This is a genomic window from Alginatibacterium sediminis (assembly GCF_003610775.1).
In the GTDB taxonomy this organism is placed as follows: domain Bacteria; phylum Pseudomonadota; class Gammaproteobacteria; order Enterobacterales; family Celerinatantimonadaceae; genus Alginatibacterium; species Alginatibacterium sediminis.
In genome coordinates this window covers 25656-45152 of record NZ_RAQO01000005.1, presented here as the reverse complement: position 1 = coordinate 45152, position 19497 = coordinate 25656, and the positions used below count along the sequence as shown (strand labels likewise).

At 44.4% G+C, this 19497-nt stretch carries 14 protein-coding genes; 3 read left to right on the top strand and 11 right to left on the bottom strand.

Translation table 11 applies throughout. The features are described 5' to 3' along the window. Window positions 1-18: 18 nt before the first annotated feature. The 7 genes from parC to nudF form a co-directional block, all read right to left on the bottom strand. Entirely contained in the window at window positions 19-2301 is a 2283-nt protein-coding gene (gene parC / locus DBZ36_RS08565; RefSeq protein ID WP_120354535.1) for a DNA topoisomerase IV subunit A, read from the bottom strand. Then, the gene (locus tag DBZ36_RS08560) at window positions 2294-4717 is read right to left on the bottom strand and encodes a putative bifunctional diguanylate cyclase/phosphodiesterase (RefSeq protein ID WP_120354534.1); all 2424 of its coding nucleotides are present in this window, start codon (window positions 4715-4717) and stop codon (window positions 2294-2296) included. Before DBZ36_RS08560 ends, parC begins: the two co-directional genes overlap by 8 nt. Continuing rightward, on the bottom strand, window positions 4714-6618 hold the full coding sequence (gene parE / locus DBZ36_RS08555) for a DNA topoisomerase IV subunit B (protein WP_120354533.1): 1905 nt from the start codon (window positions 6616-6618) through the stop codon (window positions 4714-4716). Before parE ends, DBZ36_RS08560 begins: the two co-directional genes overlap by 4 nt. A gap of 52 nt (window positions 6619-6670) precedes the next feature. Then, on the bottom strand, window positions 6671-7255 hold the full coding sequence (locus DBZ36_RS08550; protein ID WP_120354532.1) for a YqiA/YcfP family alpha/beta fold hydrolase: 585 nt from the start codon (window positions 7253-7255) through the stop codon (window positions 6671-6673). Beyond that, entirely contained in the window at window positions 7255-8079 is an 825-nt protein-coding gene (gene cpdA, locus DBZ36_RS08545) for a 3',5'-cyclic-AMP phosphodiesterase (protein WP_120354531.1), read from the bottom strand. The genes DBZ36_RS08550 and cpdA overlap by 1 nt, the downstream gene beginning before the upstream one ends. A gap of 62 nt (window positions 8080-8141) precedes the next feature. After that, window positions 8142-8564 (bottom strand): DUF1249 domain-containing protein, encoded by a 423-nt coding sequence (locus DBZ36_RS08540; RefSeq protein WP_199711818.1) that lies wholly within the window; start codon window positions 8562-8564, stop codon window positions 8142-8144. A 2-nt stretch (window positions 8565-8566) separates the two neighbouring features. Next, entirely contained in the window at window positions 8567-9196 is a 630-nt protein-coding gene (gene nudF / locus DBZ36_RS08535) for an ADP-ribose diphosphatase (RefSeq protein WP_120354530.1), read from the bottom strand. Window positions 9197-9428: 232 nt separating this feature from the next. Here nudF and tolC point away from each other — a divergent pair, with 232 nt between their 5' ends. Further along, window positions 9429-10748: an outer membrane channel protein TolC gene (gene tolC / locus DBZ36_RS08530; protein ID WP_120354529.1), complete on the top strand. Its 1320-nt coding sequence runs from the start codon at window positions 9429-9431 to the stop codon at window positions 10746-10748. 72 nt (window positions 10749-10820) lie between these two features. Here the strand turns inward: tolC and hldE are convergent, their stop codons facing one another. Then, window positions 10821-12251: a bifunctional D-glycero-beta-D-manno-heptose-7-phosphate kinase/D-glycero-beta-D-manno-heptose 1-phosphate adenylyltransferase HldE gene (gene hldE / locus DBZ36_RS08525; RefSeq protein WP_120354960.1), complete on the bottom strand. Its 1431-nt coding sequence runs from the start codon at window positions 12249-12251 to the stop codon at window positions 10821-10823. Between the two features lie 106 nt (window positions 12252-12357). On the opposite strand from hldE, the gene lpxL reads away from it, so the two are divergent. After that, window positions 12358-13284 carry an LpxL/LpxP family Kdo(2)-lipid IV(A) lauroyl/palmitoleoyl acyltransferase gene (gene lpxL, locus DBZ36_RS08520; RefSeq protein WP_120354528.1) on the top strand — a complete coding sequence of 309 codons (927 nt, stop codon included), beginning with the start codon at window positions 12358-12360 and terminating at the stop codon, window positions 13282-13284. Window positions 13285-13295: 11 nt separating this feature from the next. Here the strand turns inward: lpxL and glnE are convergent, their stop codons facing one another. Next, complete coding sequence (gene glnE / locus DBZ36_RS08515) at window positions 13296-16160, bottom strand: bifunctional [glutamate--ammonia ligase]-adenylyl-L-tyrosine phosphorylase/[glutamate--ammonia-ligase] adenylyltransferase (protein ID WP_120354527.1); 2865 nt, start codon at window positions 16158-16160, stop codon at window positions 13296-13298. Between the two features lie 89 nt (window positions 16161-16249). Here glnE and DBZ36_RS08510 point away from each other — a divergent pair, with 89 nt between their 5' ends. After that, window positions 16250-17011 (top strand): potassium channel family protein, encoded by a 762-nt coding sequence (locus DBZ36_RS08510; protein WP_120354526.1) that lies wholly within the window; start codon window positions 16250-16252, stop codon window positions 17009-17011. 1 nt (window position 17012) lies between these two features. Here the strand turns inward: DBZ36_RS08510 and DBZ36_RS08505 are convergent, their stop codons facing one another. Both DBZ36_RS08505 and DBZ36_RS08500 read right to left on the bottom strand, forming a co-directional pair. Next, window positions 17013-17807 carry an ElyC/SanA/YdcF family protein gene (locus DBZ36_RS08505; protein ID WP_120354525.1) on the bottom strand — a complete coding sequence of 265 codons (795 nt, stop codon included), beginning with the start codon at window positions 17805-17807 and terminating at the stop codon, window positions 17013-17015. A 4-nt stretch (window positions 17808-17811) separates the two neighbouring features. Beyond that, the gene (locus DBZ36_RS08500) at window positions 17812-19362 is read right to left on the bottom strand and encodes a CYTH domain-containing protein (RefSeq protein ID WP_158589055.1); all 1551 of its coding nucleotides are present in this window, start codon (window positions 19360-19362) and stop codon (window positions 17812-17814) included. Window positions 19363-19497: the final 135 nt, after the last annotated feature.

The following is a 19497-nucleotide window of genomic DNA, read 5'->3' as shown; positions in this document are numbered from 1 at the left end:
ATACGCCATCAGTTTACGCTACTCGACTACAGGCTCACCATCGAGCTGTGCTTTACCTAAATCAACTTCAATTCGGTCAACACGTTGTAGACCGCGAGGCAATTTATTTCCCCGACGCCCACGTTCGCCGTGATAGTGCAGTAAATCATTGGCTTTTAGCGTTAGTTTGCGCTTACCCGCGTGAATCGTTACATCACTATCAGTTTTGATCACGCTTACAATCACTACAAACTCTTCTCGGGACTTCAGTCGCGCGCTTGGAATACTGATTAATTTATTCCCTTTACCTTTACTTAAGACTGGTAGGCTATCGAGACCAAAGATGAGCATTCGCCCTTCGTTGGTAATCGACAAACAAAAGTCTTCACGACTTTGCAAGGGGATGGGGGTCATGACTTTTGCAGCTTCGGGTAAATTGAGTAAGGCCTTACCGTTGCGATTCTTACTAATCATGTCTGAGAACTGGGTTATAAAACCATAGCCTGCATCGCTACACAGTAAGAATTGTTGCTGATCGTCTGCCATTGTGACATGCAAGAACTCAGCGCCAGGTGCTGGATTAAAACGTGTGGTTAAAGGTTCACCCTGGCTACGCGCTGAAGGCAGCGTATGGCTATCTAATGCGAACGCTCGTCCGCTAGAGTCGATAAACACTGCAGACTCATTACTTCGACCTTTAGCTTCAGAGCAAAAACCGTCTCCCGCTTTATAATTAAGACTACTCGCTTCTATGTCATGGCCTTTTGCCGCTCGGGCCCAACCTTTTTGCGAGAGTACAACCGTAATCGCTTCGTTAGGCATAAGGTCTTTGTCACTTAAGGCCTTAGCTTCTTCGCGTTCGATGATAGGAGAGCGACGCGGGTCTCCATAACTTTGAGCATCGGCAAGGATTTCTTTTTTAACCAAAGTGTTCAGTCTGCGATAGCTCGACAATAGTTTTTCTAGCTTGTCTCTTTCTAAGGCAAGCTCGTCAAGTTCGCCACGTATCTTAATCTCTTCGAGTTTGGCCAACTGACGCAGTTTGATTTCAAGAATAGCTTCGGCTTGACGTTGACTGAGATTAAAGCGCTCCATCAGCGCTTGTTTTGGCTCGTCATTGCTACGAATTATCTCAATGATTTCGTCAATATTCAAAAAGGCTATCAGCAAGCCTTCGAGGATGTGCAGTCGGTCCAGAACCTTGTCGAGGCGGAACTGCAGGCGACGACGTACAACATTGACACGGTAGACCAACCATTCTTGCAAAATAGTGCGTAGGGTTTTAACTTTGGGCCGATTATCGAGGCCAATCATATTTAGATTGACTCGAAAACTGCGCTCTAAATCCGTTGATGCAAACAGGTGATTCATTAGCTGGTCAACATCAACTCGATTAGAACGAGGAATAATTACGATTCGAGTTGGATTCTCGTGATCCGACTCATCGCGCAGATCAGCAACCATCGGCAACTTTTTGGCCTGCATTTGTCCGGCAACTTGCTCTAATATCTTAGCCCCGGAGGTTTGATGCGGCAGCGCGGTGATGACAATATCACCCTCTTCAGTATGAAATACTGCGCGCATTTTTATGCTGCCCTTACCCGTGGTATATATTTTGTGAATATCACGTTTAGGGGTAATTATTTCAGCTTCAGTTGGATAATCAGGGCCATCAATAAACTCAAATATGTCCTGGTCTGTTGCTTTTGGATTATCAAGCAGATGAGCACAAGCGTTAGCAACTTCGTAGACATTATGCGGAGGAATGTCAGTCGCCATACCGACTGCAATACCGGTGACGCCATTTAGTAAAATATGCGGCAAACGCGCCGGTAAGGTTAGAGGTTCCTTCATAGTGCCATCGAAGTTTGGTCCCCAATCAACCGTCCCTTGTGCAATTTCGCTGAGTAGCACTTCTGAGAATTTCGACAACTTAGCTTCGGTGTAACGCATTGCAGCGAATGATTTAGGGTCATCGGGTGCTCCCCAGTTTCCTTGACCGTCAACCAATGGGTGACGATAAGAAAAAGGTTGTGCCATTAACACCATCGCTTCATAACACGCCGAATCACCGTGGGGATGGTACTTACCAAGTACGTCTCCTACGGTACGCGCTGATTTTTTGTACTTGGCATTCGCCGACAGTCCAAGTTCAGACATTGCATAGATAATTCGGCGCTGTACCGGCTTAAGGCCATCACCAATGTGAGGTAAGGCACGGTCCATGATGACGTACATTGAATAATTCAAATACGCCTGCTCGGTAAATTGCTCTAGCGGTTGACGCTCAATGCCCTCAAGGCTTAGCTCAGCATCATTCATAGCTGGATTCCTGATCTTTAGAAAGTAATAACACTTCGGCGGTTCGGTCTATTTGCCAGTATTGCGAAGCTGGTGCAGGTTTACCGATGTGGTAACCCTGCGAAAAGTCGACGCCAAGGTCTATCGTTGCTTGTTGTATGTTTTGTGTTTCAACAAACTCAGCAATCGTTTGATAGCCCAATTGTTTGGCAATATCGACCAACGCTCGAACAAAGACTTGGTGATTTGGATTGTGTTCAATATCGCGTACAAAGGAGCCATCTATTTTAATGAAATCAAAAGAAAGACGACTCAAAGAGTGGAACGAAGAGTAGCCAACACCAAAGTCATCGAGCGCTAACTGGCAACCTAACTCTTTTAAGGCCTGTATATGTTTCTGAGCCAATTCGAGGTCGCTCAACGCAGCACTTTCGGTGATTTCGAAGATAATATAGCTGGCATCTACTTTACGCATTTTTATCTCATGCACAATCGATGAAATAAGATCCTCACTACAAAACGATCGGCCAGAAAGATTTACCGCTAAACGACATAAATGCCCGTGTGCCATGTTACTTTCAAGTTGCGTTAACGCGCATTGGACTACATAACGATCAATTGCTTCAATCAGGCCGTGCTGCTCAGCTGCTAAAATTAGCGGGTAGGCACTTTGCAAGCCTCCACTTGAATCGCGCACTCGCAGTAACACCTCGTAGTGCTGAACCATTTGGCTATTGTTGTTCAAAATAGGTTGGTAAAACAGCTCTAACTGCTGCTCCCCAATGGCTGTTTTTGCTTTTTCTAACCAATAATGCTGCTGTTTAAAGTCTTCGCCGCGCAAGTCTTGTTGATAAGTCACCACACAGTTTTTACCGCGATTTTTGGCTTCTTGTATGCATAAATCTAAAGCGGTCATCAAGTCTTCATAGCGTTCTCCGTGCTCAGGAGCAACAGCAATACCAACACTCACCGTTGGATTATGAATAATTCCAGAGCCCGCGACTCGCAATTGATTTGCCATAACATTAATACGCTGCCCTAAAACTTGGGCATGTCGAATACTTAAATCAGGTCCGAAAATCAAGAATTCATCAGAGCTTAAACGTGCTACCAAATGGTCGCTTGCAACTATTTTTTTGATTTGTTCGGCCAACTTAATTAATAGCTCATCCCCAACGTCATGACCACTAATGTCATTCACATATTTAAAGTTATCGATATCAACTAACAACAAAGCACCGTGCTCATTGGTAATTAATCTTTTTTGCAAAGTGTGGGCCACAAAATTACGATTGGGTAGTTCAGTCAGAGCGTCATAGTTAGCGGTCCATTCTAACTCTAAAGCGCGTCCTTTAAGGTCTGACTCATAATTTTCTAGTTGGTGTGATAAACGCTTTAAGGCTCGACCAATATCATCGCTTTCATCATGAAACCAGCGCCGGTTTTGCAAAGCCATACGTTGTCGAAATCGTTCAAAGTTAGAGTGGGCTAACAAAGGTAGTAAGCGAATTGTGCGGCTGACACGACGCAGCAGAGTTCGTAAAATAATTAAGGAAGCAAACAAGCTCAGACTGATAATTAAGACACTGTACCAGGAGTTTTTTTGACGAATCGACTCTATCTTTGCTAATCGCTTGGTGATATCACTGATTTTAATCAGATAAACAGGGCTCGACTGCATACCAACATCAGACACCCTAAATTCGAAATTGCGGCCGCTGTAATCAATATGATGCAGGTTTTGATTTAAGTCATAGTCTTTGACCAGCTCCAGAATTTTTTCAACATTCCCTTTTATTGCTTCTGAAGCGTAAACGGCGTGATAGTTACCATTCTCATCGGGGCTAATAGCAATATGATGCGAATCCAAATCTAAAGGGAAGGCGTTTAGGAAACGGCCAGCATCAAGCCCATAAAACGCTTGCAGCGACGGGCGATTCAAACGCTCCACCGTAACCGTGAAATAAACTATACAATGGGGATTACAATCGACAACCCAGCTTTGTTCTTCTGTATTTTGCAGTAAAACTTTTTTTGCTCGCTCACTAATTTTTGAGTAACCAAAGCGGTGGCGATGCTGGTCTACCTCTTGAGATTCCTCGAAAAACTCCGCTCCTAAGATTGGCAAATGACTATAGATGTATAAGTTGCGCCAATAATTAATCAATTTGCGATCATCAGCTTGATGATTGAAATCCACTTGCGCTAAATGTGAGCGAGCGCTAACACGCAAGTAATCCATGGTTTCTTCGACAAACTCGCCGAGTTGACGCTCATAGTTAAGATAGGAGAATTGCTGTTCTTCTTGCGCAAAGTTGTCAAAATTGCGCTCGTTAAGATTAACCAAGCCCGCCAATCCAATAAGTAAAACCAAACCAAGAACAAATAGAACTTGGTTTACTACCGTTAATCTGAAACGACGCGCTTGGCTTTTCAAAGTTCCTCTACCACCATGTCGTCGGCTCGATCACCTTTTTCCTCAAGCCAAGTTTTACGCTCTGATGCTCGTTTTTTAGCAAGCAACATATCCATGATGGCGTCAGTCGCTTCAGGATTATCAATGGTAAGCTGCACGAGTCGACGAGTATTTGGGTCCATCGTTGTTTCACGCAGCTGGATCGGATTCATTTCGCCCAAACCTTTAAAGCGTTGGACGTTGACTTTTCCGCGTTTTTTCTCAGCTTCAATGCGATCCAGCACCCCTTGTTTCTCTGCATCATCCAACGCGTAATAAACTTCTTTACCAATATCAATACGATACAAAGGCGGCATTGCAACATAGATATGCCCGCGCTCAACCAAGGTGCGAAAATGCTTCACAAACAGAGCACACAAAAGGGTTGCGATATGCAGACCATCTGAGTCAGCATCCGCCAAAATACAAATTTTCCCGTAGCGCAAACCACTAATATCATCGCTATCAGGGTCAATTCCCATCGCTATAGAAATATTGTGCACTTCTTGCGAAGCTAAAACATCACTCGCATCGACTTCCCAAGTATTTAAAATTTTACCTCGCAACGGTAATATCGCTTGAAATTCACGCTCTCGAGCTTGTTTGGCACTACCGCCGGCAGAATCACCTTCCACCAAGAACAGTTCACCTGCGCTAGGGTCTTGGCTTGAACAATCAGTAAGCTTCCCAGGCAAAGCAGGACCAGAAGTAACTTTCTTTCTGACGACTTTTTTTCGCTGACGTAAGCGTCGTTGCGCGTTATCGATACACATTTGAGCTAATTCTAAGGCAAGCTCGGTATTACTATTTAGCCACAAGCTAAATGAGTCCTTAACGACGCCCGAAACAAATGCTGCACTTTGACGCGACGATAAACGCTCTTTAATTTGACCCGCAAATTGTGGATCTTGCATTTTAACTGACAGAATATAGCTACAGCGGTCCCAAATATCTTCCGGGGATATTTTAACTCCGCGAGGCAATATGCTTCTAAATTCACAAAATTCGCGCATCGCATCAAGTAGCCCTTGGCGAAGACCATTTACATGAGTACCACCCGAAGGTGTTGGGATTAAGTTTACATAGCTCTCAGTAACACTTTCTCCCCCTTCCGGCATCCAAATCACGGCCCAATCGACCGCTTCATTATTTGCACTTAAGGAGCCGGAGAATGGCTTAGCCGGTAAGGTAACCCAATCAAGTACTGACTGACTTAGATAATCTTGCAAACCTTCTTGATAACACCATTCATCAGTATGTCGGTTAACTTTGTCATGAAATTTGATGTTAAGGCCTGGACATAAAACGGCCTTGGCACGCAACAAGTGACGTAAGCGGGTAACACTAAAACGAGGACTATCAAAATAACTAGGGGTCGGCCAAAAGCGAACTTTAGTACCGGTATTACGCTTACCAACCGTCCCCACTTCTCGAAGTTCTTCAACTTTAGCGCCATGCTCAAAGGCTATTTCAAAGACTTTACTATCACGCCTCACACTCACTTCAACACGACTGGAAAGCGCGTTAACCACCGAGATGCCTACGCCGTGTAAGCCTCCTGAAAACTGATAATTGTCATTCGAAAACTTACCACCGGCATGCAGTCGAGTCAGGATCAATTCAACACCCGATACTTTCTCTTCAGAGTGGATATCGGTTGGCATACCACGACCATCATCGGTGACTTCTATGGATTGATCTTCATATAAAGTGACCACGATGCTGGTTGCGTGGCCAGCTAGCGCTTCATCGACACTATTATCAATGACTTCTTGTGCAAGGTGGTTTGGACGCGTGGTATCGGTGTACATGCCAGGTCGACGTTGAACTGGCTCTAATCCACTGAGAACTTCAATCGATTCCGAATTATAGTTTTCGCTCATACAGACTCTAAATTAGGATTGAATGGGTAAAATTAACCCGAAAACACAAGAATTAAAACAAAAACGCCTGAATTTCAGGCAGATAGCGGTGGAATCCTTGAAAACTATGATCCCCGCCACACTCAATTGTCATTCGACTATCACGGTAGCGCTTAATCGCAAATTGCACATCAAGTACTTCATCACCGGTTTGTAACATGACCCACTGCCTTAACGGCCGCTGGCTTTTGAGAATTTCCAAGTCTTTGAGCTCAGACATATGCTGCTGACTTAAGCTAAAAGTTTCGCCAGTGTATGGGTGTTGATGTTCGCCTATATACTCGGACAATAACACATAGGGGTGGACAGCGGGGTTTATCAATACACTCGGGCAGTCCCATTGTTGAGCCACCTTATCCGCTAGAAAACCGCCTAAAGAGCTTCCCATAACCGCCAACTGTTGGCCACTATGGCGCTTAATGATGGACTCAATTTGTTGCCAGGCAGCTAAAGGTGTACAGGCTAATTGTGGGCAAACAAACTCAACATGCGCAGCATTTGCCTCTATGTATGTTTGGGTTTGCGTCGCTTTTAGGGACTGAGGCGAACTTTGAAAACCATGTAAATAAAGTAAGACCGCCGATTTTTTCGCTTGCACTAATAACCTTTTGAATCGGGATCAGGTAAAAAGGTTCGCTCTGCCAGACGGCAGACACGGGTAGAGATAGTGCCATCGGACTTTAATGTAATGTAACGCCAGCCTGGTTGTTGATGATCGAGCGCAAAGTGAGCTGATAATGGCAAAAATTGGATGCAGGTACTTGGGCTTGCCATAAAAGCGATCCCGCGATGCTCCATTTCAAAGTTTTGATGTACATGCCCGAACAACACCGCCCTTACTTTAGAACAACCGGCAACGACTTGAAAAAATTCATCAGCATTTTTCAGATTATGTTGATCAAGCCAGCGACTCCCAACGGGCACGGCTTGGTGATGCATACAAATTAACACTGATTTCTCTGGATACTGTTGCAGTGCAGTAGCCAAACCTTCGAGTTGTTCAGATGAAAGCAAACCCATTGGCTTACCCGTCACTTGTGTATCCAACATAATGATCTGCCAATGCTCACTGATCAAATGCTTGGCGTCGATAATTCCGGATTCACTCAAGGCAGTTGTATGCGGCCGAAAATCATGATTACCGGGTAACCAGAAACACGGTTTTTCAAGTTGGCGAGTAATATTAGCAAAGCGTCTGTAGCTGTCTTTGCTATGATCCTGCGATAAATCACCAGTTGCGAGTACCCAGTCATAGCTTTGTTGAGAGTGGCGAATTTCTTCGACCACCCGCTGGTAGCTATCAGAGGTATTAATTCCAAGCAGATTGTGCTCATCCTTAGCAAACAGGTGCGTATCTGTTACTTGTAATAGGCGTATGTCGCCGTTGTCGGCGCAAGCTAATTCAAATTGTTCAAAAGCCACGATAAATTAATCTACAATCTCTTAGGAATTTTATTGCGGTACGTAACCATGCCTAATGACAGTTATGGACCTGCAAATGTAATAAGTGCTTTTTGTTCAAAACAGTGTTTTAACCAATCGCTTAAAAAACGATTCACTTGATATTTCTCATCGCGTTGTAGCATGCGGCGATTTGGGTAATCATAACGTGGCGCAAAGCTAGAAATCTGTTGGCTTCTGCACACTTCGGCTAACTGAGCATCATGATACAGTCTAATCTGTAACTGAGGTCTCAAAAAAGCAGCAATATCTTGACCTTGGCCCATATCAAGCAACGAAGTATAACGTGTTTGCTCAACAATTCGTAAGTAGTATCGATGATCATGATTAATCTCGATGTTGTATTCTGTCCCTACCTGCTGATCTAAATCAAATAGCTTTTGCAGAAGGTGATAGCTGCGGGTATAAACACCCATTAAAGCATTGAGATCAACATGATAAGCCATACTTACGACCACTGCTCACGTAAGTGCATATGGTTTAGCTGTAAATATTGCAAGGCAATAACTGCCGCAGCGTTGTCGATTTGTCCCTGAACGACACCACTATAGGCTTGCTCACGACTGAGCACTTTGACTAAAATATCTTCGTTCTCGTATTCCAAGCCATGCACTCCACCAGCTTTACTGCTGTCAACTTCACCTACAAATAAAAAAATACGTTCACTTAATCCACCAGCTCCAGGCATAAAACTGTTAATGGCCTTCAGTCGTTTAACGACTAATCCTGCTTCTTCTACAGCTTCACGCTCAGCAACTTGCTGGGCTGATTGTTCGGTATCAATCATACCGGCTACGATCTCGAGTACCCATGGGCTAGTGCCGGAGCTTGCCATAGCACCAATTCTAAATTGTTCCACCAGGACCACTTGGTCGAGTTTCGGGTCATACAGCAAAATTCCAGCAGCATTACCCCGCTCCATCATTTCACGCTGAAAAGTGTTTGACCAGCCACCAGCATAGAGTCGATGCTTTAAGGTATAGCGTTCCATTTTAAAGAAACCTTGAAAAACGGTTTCTACCTGTTCTATTTCCACATCACTATGCGAAAATGTCGAGTCTAAGCTATCTGTTTTCATAAACACCTGAATTTGACTAATAAATTTATCATTGCTGTAAATTTCTGCGCACATTTGCAATATATGAACGTAAATTACGGTAAATCAAGATGAAAGCAATTACAGCCCAACAATTTTTGGTTAAACTAAAATTAAGTTGTACCATATTTATACCAAATATCTAATTTGAAGCGGTCTTTGCTACACTTCAATTAAATTTCCTTTCTAGATTCAGTAACAGGGATGAATCCAAATGCTTAAGTTAAAGTCCAGTCTCGTTATTCTTGGCTTATGTGGGCTCAGTAATATTGCTCTTGCTGACGATATACTCCAAATCTACCAATTGGCTAAAGAGCGCGATCCTCTTATTTTACAAGCCAAAGCCCAACGAGATGCCCAATTCGAGCGCATTACCGAAACCCGTGCAGCAACCTTGCCGCAAGTGGGCCTGACTGCCGGAGTCAGCTATACCGAAGTCGGAGGCTCTAGTGCCTTCTCAAACGGAAATGCCGGAGTTACCGGTAATATTGGGTTTAGTCAAAACCTCTACTCACAAGCGCTATGGACCAACCTAAGTCTTGCCGAAAAAGCAGCGTCTCAAAGCGATGCCGAATATGGCTTCCAGCAACAAAGTTTGATTACACGGGTTAGCCAAGCCTATTTTGATGTCCTGCGTTCTTTGGACGCCTTAACGTTTGTTCGTGCTAACAAAGATGCTTCGGCTCGTCAATTGGAGCAAACCCGTCAACGCTTTAATGTCGGCTTAACCGCTATCACTGATGTTCACGAAGCCCAAGCTGAGTATGACCGTACCGTTGCCGATGAGATTAGTGCAGAGAATAACCTTTCGAACTCTTACGAGGAACTGCGTGAGTTTACCGGTGTAGAGCACCGTGATTTATCGTTACTAGACACCGAACGCTTCGACCCGCAGCCGCTAGCTGAAGAACGTCAAGTTTGGGTAAACCAAGCATTAGACAAAAACTTAAACTTAAACGCGCAGCGCATTGCGAAGGACATTGCCAGTGAGCAAATTGACTTAGCTCAAACCGGGGATGGCCCAAGCGTTGATTTAACCGCAGCTCTAGGTTCAAAATATGATGCATACCGAGACAGTCAAAGTCTTGATGGTTCTTTGAACAATGCCACCGTTGGTGTGGAGTTTAGTTTGCCGCTTTACACTGGTGGCCGTGTTGACTCACAAGTGAAACAAGCGCAATTTTCATACGTTGCAGCATCGCAAGCACTAGAGCAAAGCTACCGAAGTACACAGTCAGAGCTTAATAGCAGTTTGAACAACGTTGCGGCTAATATTGGCGCGATTAAGGCGTTTGAGCAAACAGTGGTATCTTCAGAGAGCGCTCTAGAAGCAACAGAAGCCGGATTTGAAGTCGGTACACGGACCATTGTTGATGTACAAAATGCAACCCGTAGTTTGTTTCAATCGAAACAGCAATTGGCCAGCGCCCGTTACGACTATATTCTTAACATGCTAGCGCTTAAACTTGCGGCAGGTACCTTAACCGATGATGACGTTGTAACGATTAACTCAGGTCTAATCGAAGCCAACTAAATCCAAAGTTACGCAGACCAAAAAAGCCAATCGAAATACGATTGGCTTTTTTATACCCAAACTCAAAACGGATTAGTTGTCTTGGGTTTTGATCACTCGAATCATATCACTGGTGGAGATACCATCTTCAAAGTTAAGCACTCTCACTTCACCTCCGTTTGCAATGACTTCCTCACCACCAGCTATCTCATCAGGCTGGTAATCGCCACCTTTAACTAACAAGTCTGGCAATATACTCGCGATTAAGCGCTGCGGGGTTTCTTCAGCAAAATCAACAACCCAATCAACGGCGCCAAGCGCTGCTAATACAGTCATACGCCTATCGAGAGGATTAATCGGTCGGCTTGGGCCTTTCAACATTTTGACCGAGTCATCACTATTTACAGCCACTATCAGGCGATCGCCCAAGTCAGCCGCGTGTTTAAGGTAGGATACATGCCCTGCATGTAAAATATCAAAGCAGCCATTGGTCATCACCACTTTCTCGCCACGCCGGTGCGCCGCTTCAACGGCAAACTTCAGTTGTTGCTCATCAAGAACCCCAAAGCCACCTTCTTGGCCAACATAAAGTGCATTTGCCAGTTCTGCTAAGCTAACCGTCGAAGTACCGATTTTTCCGACCACAACACTAGCAGCAGCATTGGCTAAAGCACATGCCTGGTCCATTTGCGCGCCACTGGCCAATGCACTAGCTAGGGTGGAAATAACAGTGTCGCCGGCACCAGTTACATCAAATACTTCTTGGGCTTGCGCAGGTAGATGCAAAGCTGGTTTGCCTTTTTGCAATAAGGTCATGCCATGTTCACTGCGAGTCACGAGCAAGGCTTCAAGCTCCAGTGATTGAATTAATGCTTGGCCTTTAGTGACTATCTGTGCTTCCGTTTCGCATTGCCCAACAACCGCTTCAAACTCCGAAAAATTAGGCGTGAGTAGCGTTGCACCACGATACTTCTCAAAACTACTACCCTTGGGGTCAACCAACACCGGTTTGTTTTGATTGCGAGCCATTGCGATTAGTTTTTCAACTTGGCTAAGCGCGCCCTTGTTGTAGTCAGAAACAACAACCACACTATGTTTAGACAGCTGTAATTCAAAACGCCGTTGTAAATCGCTATTATCTACGCCGCTAAAGTTTTCTTCGAAATCTAGACGGATCAATTGCTGATGACGACTTAAAACTCGTAATTTGGTAATGGTTGGATAATCAGCGAAGCTTGAAAAATCACAGCAAACTCCCGCCACATTTAAACTTTCGCTAAGCATTGCGCCAGCTTCATCTTGTCCTATCATGCCTAGAATGGTGGCTTTACCGCCCAATGCGACGGAATTTAAGGCAACGTTGGCAGCGCCGCCTGGACGTTCCTCGCTATTTTGAACACGCACCACTGGGACCGGAGCTTCAGGGGAGATACGGTCAGTGGCGCCGTGATAATAGCGATCTAGCATCACATCGCCTACAACTAATACATTTGCTTTCGAAAACTCGGGAAGTGCCACCCGCATAGCGATTACCTGTTTAAAAATCAAGACATCGAAATAGTACCCTAAGTTCCTATCGAGACCAATAAATCGTACAATACTCTCATCATTTTCAACTTTCAGGTTCACTATGGCAGCGGACGTTCCACGCCTTGATCGAAGCTCACTACATCCAAAACATTGGGGAATGTGGTTACTAATGGGCATATTTTTTAGCATTAGCCTCATCCCGTATTCTATCCAAGGCTACTTAGCCAGAGGTATTGGCCGAATTGCGAAGCTGGCACTACCCAAACGCGTAAAAATTGCTCGTCGAAATCTCCAACTGTGCTTTCCTGAACTTTCAAATGGACAAATTGATGACCTAGTTGATGAGAATTTTCAACATGTTGGATATGCGATTACAGATACAGCAAACGCTTGGTTTTGGCCACAATGGCGTTTTGAACGGAAAATGGAAGTACAAGGCTTGGAAAACCTAGAAGCAGCGCGTCAAAAGCCGGGAGGACTGCTCGCCATCAGCTTACATTTCTTAAGTTTAGAAACCCATGCTCGGGCGCACGGAAGTGTCGAGCCAGGCGTAGGCGTTTATCGTCCCAATAAGAGCCCTGTTTACGATTATTTTCAATTTCATGGCCGCGTACGTAAAAACTGCTACTTAGTCGACCGCAATGATATTCGCGGCATGATCAAAGCGCTTCGAGATGGCTTAGCGCTTTGGTACGCACCTGATCATGACTATGGTCATAAAGCGAGTTGCTTTGCACCTTTCTTTAATGTTGAAAAAGCAAATACCGTTACAGGGACATCGACATTAGCCAAGGTCAAAAACTGCCAAGTTTTGCCAACCTACACCATAAGAAAACCTAACAACCAAGGTTTCACGCTCATCATTGAACCCGTGATAGAGAATTTCCCAACTGGAGATGAGCTTGCGGATGCCACGATTATAAACCAGCATATAGAGACCATCATTAATCGCGCTCCTGCCCAATACATGTGGATGCATCGGCGCTTTAAGACTCGCCCAGAAGGCGAGCCTTCACTTTACGACTAAGCTTGCTTTAATTAGTGTTCGATTGGGGGCAATAATTGCTCCCAAATTCTTTTAACCGGCTCTAAGTCCAAACTGAAATCTTGTTTATTGATAATTCTCGAGTTGCCTTGCAGCGCTTGCCTATGGCACTCATCTCGAACATCTAAATAGCGTTGGATTAGAAATTGGGCATCTTGCTCGCTCAACAAACCTAATTCACAACAGTGCTCAAAAATCCTAACATTATCAGTCCAGCGGCTTAATTGCTCATGCTGCGCTGTATTTGCTAGTACTAAATATTGAGCAATAAACTCAATATCAACCATGCCACCAGCAGAGTGTTTTAGGTCAAAAATTTCATCCGTTTCTCGACTTAAATGCTTGCGCATTTTAGCCCGCATTTTGCTAACTTCCTCACCAAGCTCAACCGGCAAGCGAGGCCGACTTAAAACGCTATGCCGAATACTAGCAAAGCGTTCAAACAAACTTTGGTCGCCGTAAATAGGTCGCGCTCGAACTAAAGCCTGATGCTCCCAAGTCCAAGCTTCTTGATTTTGATAATCCGCAAAGGAGTCAACATGAATCACTAGCAATCCCGATGCCCCCGAAGGACGTAAGCGCATATCCAATTCGTACAAAACACCCGACGAAGTACGCGTGCTGCATAAATGCATAATTCGTTGCGCCAATTTGATATAAAACTGCTTACTTTCAATCGGTTTTTCACCCAAGGTTGGCGCGTTGGTCTCACAATCATGGACAAATACAAGATCGAGATCGGAGCCATACCCGGTTTCAAAGCCACCAATTTTACCATAGGCTATCACGGCAAAACCTCGCTGCTCTGGAGATGATAAATGAGCCGGCTGGCCATAGCGCTCGATCATTTGTTGCCATGCCAATTCAACGACGGCACTAATAATCGCTTGAGCAACCGCTGTTAAGTGGTCACTGACTTTCATCAACGGTAAAGCCCCAGCAATATCCGCGGCTGTAATCCGCAATTGTTGAATTTGTTTAAACTGGCGATGGGCTTCCATTTGCTGTTCCATATCATCAACAGGAACCCGCAACATAAATTGACGTAGCTGATCAGGGTAACTGTTAGGGTCAGCAGGTGAATATAGAAGCTTTGGATCTAACAATTCATCAAGCAAAATCGGAAAACGTGAGAGCTTTTTAGCCAGCATTTGCGAACCCGCACATAAACGTAACAGCTGATTAAGCGTGGCTGGATTCTCTGTCAGTAATTCAAGGTAGGCAGTACGCGACATAATGCTTTCGAGCAAACTGGTGATCCGCGGCAACACTAATTGGCAATCTTTGTGCTCAAACACCCTAAATAACAACATTGGGATCAAACGCTCTAGGGTTTGCCGGCCACGCTCGCCAACATTTCGGCGTTCTATAGCGTGGAACAAATGGTACAGAGGATCTATAGCCGACTCACTAATCGCTGGGTCAAGATCTACTTTTGCTAAACTCTCACGCAACGCTTCTCTGTCAGCACCACTATGCCAAACGTCTTCATACTCGGTGCAAACTTCACTTTGTTCCGTTTCATCTTCACCGACTGCGTGAGCAAATACTTGTGCCACACCTTGCAAAACCGTTTGTAATTGCTGGTAAAAATCTGGCCAATCCTGGCATTGCATCGCCTGCACCAAACGTTGTTGATTGATCGCATCTATCGGTAGCGACTGGGTTTGCTGGTCGCCAATTTGTTGCAAAATGTTTTCCACTCGGCGTAAATACAAGTAGCTCGAACGTAATAACGCCACTTCATCACTGCTCATGACTCCGGTTGATTCCAGAGCAGTTAGGGTCGGTAGTAACGAGCGAGAACTTAATATCGGTTCACGTCCGGCACGGACTAATTGAAAAGCTTGGACCACAAACTCAATTTCTCGAATTCCGCCACTACCTAATTTGATATTATCTTTAAGGCCTTTGCGGCGCACTTCCGAACGAATGGAGGCCTTCATTGCTCGCAAGGATTGAATCGCACTGAAATCGATGTAACGTCGATAGACAAAGGGCCGCAGTAAATCACGGAACTGTTGGTCAAATTCAACTTCAGAATTTAACACGCGAGCCTTTACCATCGCATAACGTTCCCAGTCACGACCATGATGCTGATAATAGTCTTCGAGAGCAGCATAACTGACCGCTAATGGTCCTGAATCACCGAATGGACGCAGGCGCATATCGACACGGTAGGCAAATCCATCCGCTGTTTTCTGATCCAGTAATTGAATTAGTCGTTGGCCTAAGCGAATAAAAAACTGCTGATTGGCAATACTCCGCCGCCCCCCCTTAGTTTCTCCGTTTTCGCCAAAACAAAAAATTAAATCGATATCGGATGAAAAATTAAGTTCACCACCACCAAGCTTGCCCATGCCTATAATAAGCAACTGCTGCTCAACTCCTTCTTTGCTAAGTGGCGTGCCGCTTTCAATTTTGCAACGTTCAAACAGCCACTCGTATGCACATTGGATAATCACTTGCGCCAAATCACTGATATCTTTCATACTTTGTTGTACATCAAAGTTATGACAAAGCTCTCGCCAGGCAAAGATCAACATCGATTGCTGACGTGCACGGCGTATAATCACCTTAGCGCCTTCATCGTTAATTTGCTCACTCAAAGCTTGCTGTAGTTGTTCGCGTTGCTGCTTCGCCTGCCAAGGTTTATCCAAGCTTTGCTGCTCAAGAATGTGATGTAAGTATTGCGGTCGAGAAATGCAGGTTTCGGCAATGAAATCGCTCATTGCGAAGGCTATTTGCGTTTGTTGCTGTTGATCTGCGCTTAATTCCAGCACACTTGGGTCTTTGGCAACGAGTCGCTGCCAAGACTTTTCAGCAATACTACGTAAAGATGGATCAAGGTTTGTCATACGGCAACCATTCCTAGTTTGGATTTTGCTATGCGTCTAAGTTTGCTACATTATTTGTTAGCTGAACATAGCCAAGCACAGGGATTTTTATGTCAAAAAAACAATCGGCCATGGATGTGGTCATGTTTCTGCTCTCAATCGTAGCGATTATCATCGTAATCGCAAGCTATCTCGTTGATGATGATATAGAACTTTGGCAGCTTCTGATCGCACTCGACACCATGATTTGCCTCATTTTCATGTCACACTTTTTTGGGCAATTGTTGAGTTCAGAGAGCAAATGGGACTATCTAAAAAGTCACTGGATTGATTTTGTTGCAAGCATCCCAATAATCGGAGCCACTCGATTCTTGCGGGTATTTCTAATTGTGCGTATGTTTCGCATTTATCGTCGTCAACAAGCACGCCATAAGATTGATAATAACGTCCGTGATATGACTGCCGCCGGAGTACTGCTGATGGTTGCAATGGTGATCATTTTGGGCTCTGTTGCCATCCTTATTGCCGAGGAGCATAACCCAGCAAGTAAAATAAACACCGGTATAGACGCCTTATGGTGGTCATTAGTCACGGTGTCTACTGTCGGTTATGGTGACCTCTACCCGGTCAGTACTTTCGGACGCATTGTCGGTGGGATTTTAATCTGCGCTGGTGTCGGAACCTTTGGTATCTTGTCTGGCTTGGTTTCGTCGATGGTACTAAAAACCAATAAACGTGCAGAGCACCGGCTCGAAGAATTAATGCACTTTCAATCTAAGCAAAATAAACTACTGATTAAAGAAATCCAAGAACTCCGAGCTATGGTTAATAACCCGTCTTCAACTGAGAAAAAACAAGAGTCGGAGTCTTAAGCTAAGCCTTAGCGGGGAAAAAATTAAGGCTTAGCCAAACCCACGCGTTACCTAAGGTCTCGTACCATGCTGTTCGAAGGTTTACAAGGTGACTAGCTCTAGGCCAAAACGCGTGCCGGTTCCAACGATTTTGATTGCTTGCCGTTTTGTAATTACAGGGCGCAGCAATTGGATCTAAGCCTTGTGCTTGGAACAAGCGCATCGCTCGGGGTATATGAGAAGCATCGCTAACTAAGGCAAATCGAAGATTACTGCTTCCATAGCTTAGTTTAAATCGCCTTGCTTCATCAGCTGTATCAAGAGTCATATCATTGATTCTAGTTCGCAGAGGATCTACACCTAATAGGGCAGCGGCCTTAGCCATATATTGTGCATGACTGAGCCCAAACTTGTCTGGCATCCCACCTGAGAATACAATTTTGGCATTGGGAGAGAGCTGAGCAAGACGCAATGCCTCGACTATACGCCTTGCTGAACTATCATTTAAAGCATTGGTAAGTACTTCTCCGCGCGCTAGATTATGGTAGCCGCCAAGTACCACGATGTAATCAAGCTCACCGGTCTCAACTAATGGCGCATACTTGTGTTCCCAATACCCCAGTAAGTGGCCACCTATCATGCCGGTCGAGAACAAATACATCAGCGTTATAGTGAGTAGCAGGCGCCTCTTTGCCGCTTTATAACGTTCTCTATATAGCAAATAAAGACAGCTGATAATCAACAAAAACAACAAACTACTAGGCATCAATAAGGAGCCAAGCAGCTGTTTCGAATAATAGATAGACTCAGATACCATAATCTTATATCCAAAAATTACTATTCAATACAGCTTGCTGGCGACTAAATAACACCGCTTTTTGCAAACTCAAATGTTTGTGTTGATACCATTGCGTGGTGGAACTCTGTTTTTTATCTTCTTCATTTGTACCAAGCACATCTTGTAAGTTCTGATAAGCAACTAGCTCTTCGATTCCGGCTAACACGTCTTGCCAAGAAAGTAGGTAGGATTGAACTTGCGCATCATCAAACCACGCGGCACTGAGCTGACTCAAGATTAAGCTATCTTTGATACTAAGCTGCGAAGCAAAAAGCTCAGCATCACTAAACTGTGTTTGCGTGTCAGAAAGTAGCTTGTTCCTTGATTGCATGCGTGATTGCAAGCTGGATAGATACGCTGTTACGCTAAAATCAGACTCCTGAACAGACTCAATGCTAGTTTGGGACGAAGCCGAGTATATAAGTTTGGTCATGGCCAACACTAACTGGCAGTGCTGGGTACTGTAGATGTTTTGGGTAGTTTTATTCCATAAATCAAGCTCTAACAAGCGTTGCTCGATGATCTCGTTTAAATGTTGCTTTGTGCTGAGCCCGCGAAACAAATATTCTTGGTTTTCAATTAAATACCAATACTGCTGCGCATCATTAATGACATGAAAGCGTTCAAGATAAGTCGTCAATTGTTGGCTGGTTTCTTGTGTACTTTTGTCATTGGGTAATAAGGATAAACAAAGCGCACATGCTTGCATCGATTCTTGCAGACCTTGCAGTAAGCTCAGTACGGTTTGATGACTAACTCTATTGCTATCGTTCTCATGGCCATACTCTTGCATGGCTGCAGCCACTGCATTCTCATTGTATTGCCACGTGCTAAAACAGCGTTCCAACAAGGCCTTATCAACACTTTGACTATCTCTGAAGCCTTGTAAAGGGATCGAAGCTATGGTCTTTGCATTGAGTACTGGCAGCGACTGAGCTGCAAGGGCATATCCGCGCTGCGCTTTACTAACGTTGGATAAGCGCAGTCCATCTAGTAGCGCAACTGAATCAGCCAATAAAAACAAATCGTCAACATTACCGCTGATTAGCTCAAGTTCAATCTCATTAATTGCGCTACTTCGCTGGTCGACGACGATAGATCCTTGATCATAAGCTATTTCAATCGTGGAGTTAGAAAACTCAATTAACCAGCGCTGTCGGACAAAGTCAGTTGCAAATAAGACCGCTAATTGCGATTGCATGAGTTCGATGTTTGCACTTTTAGGCCAAATCTCGTCGTTAAACAAGCTTAAATCAGGACGATCGCCATCAATACTAAAATTGTATTCTGGTCGTTGATGTATGCCGCCGATAACTTTACCCGCAGTTTTAATCGTTTGGGTATTTTCGAGTTCACTGCTTCGAATTCTAAGGCCCATTTTCCATTTGCGAAACTGCATTGATGGGGTATCAAAATACGCATTGCGTAGACTCAATTGCTGTTGTTCAAGAACAGACCATTGACTTAAAATTTGCTGTAAATTGTCGATTTGTTGACCTCGACACAAAAATTTAATCTCTATTTCATCACTCATACATAATTTCTCGAAAACTGCTAACCTACGAATAAGCAAATGATTTTCCCGCGATACATGTTTAACATGGAAGAAACTCGCGGAAAGTGCTTGCATGGCCTAAAACTTAAGTTAACATGCGCCTCGTTTTAATAA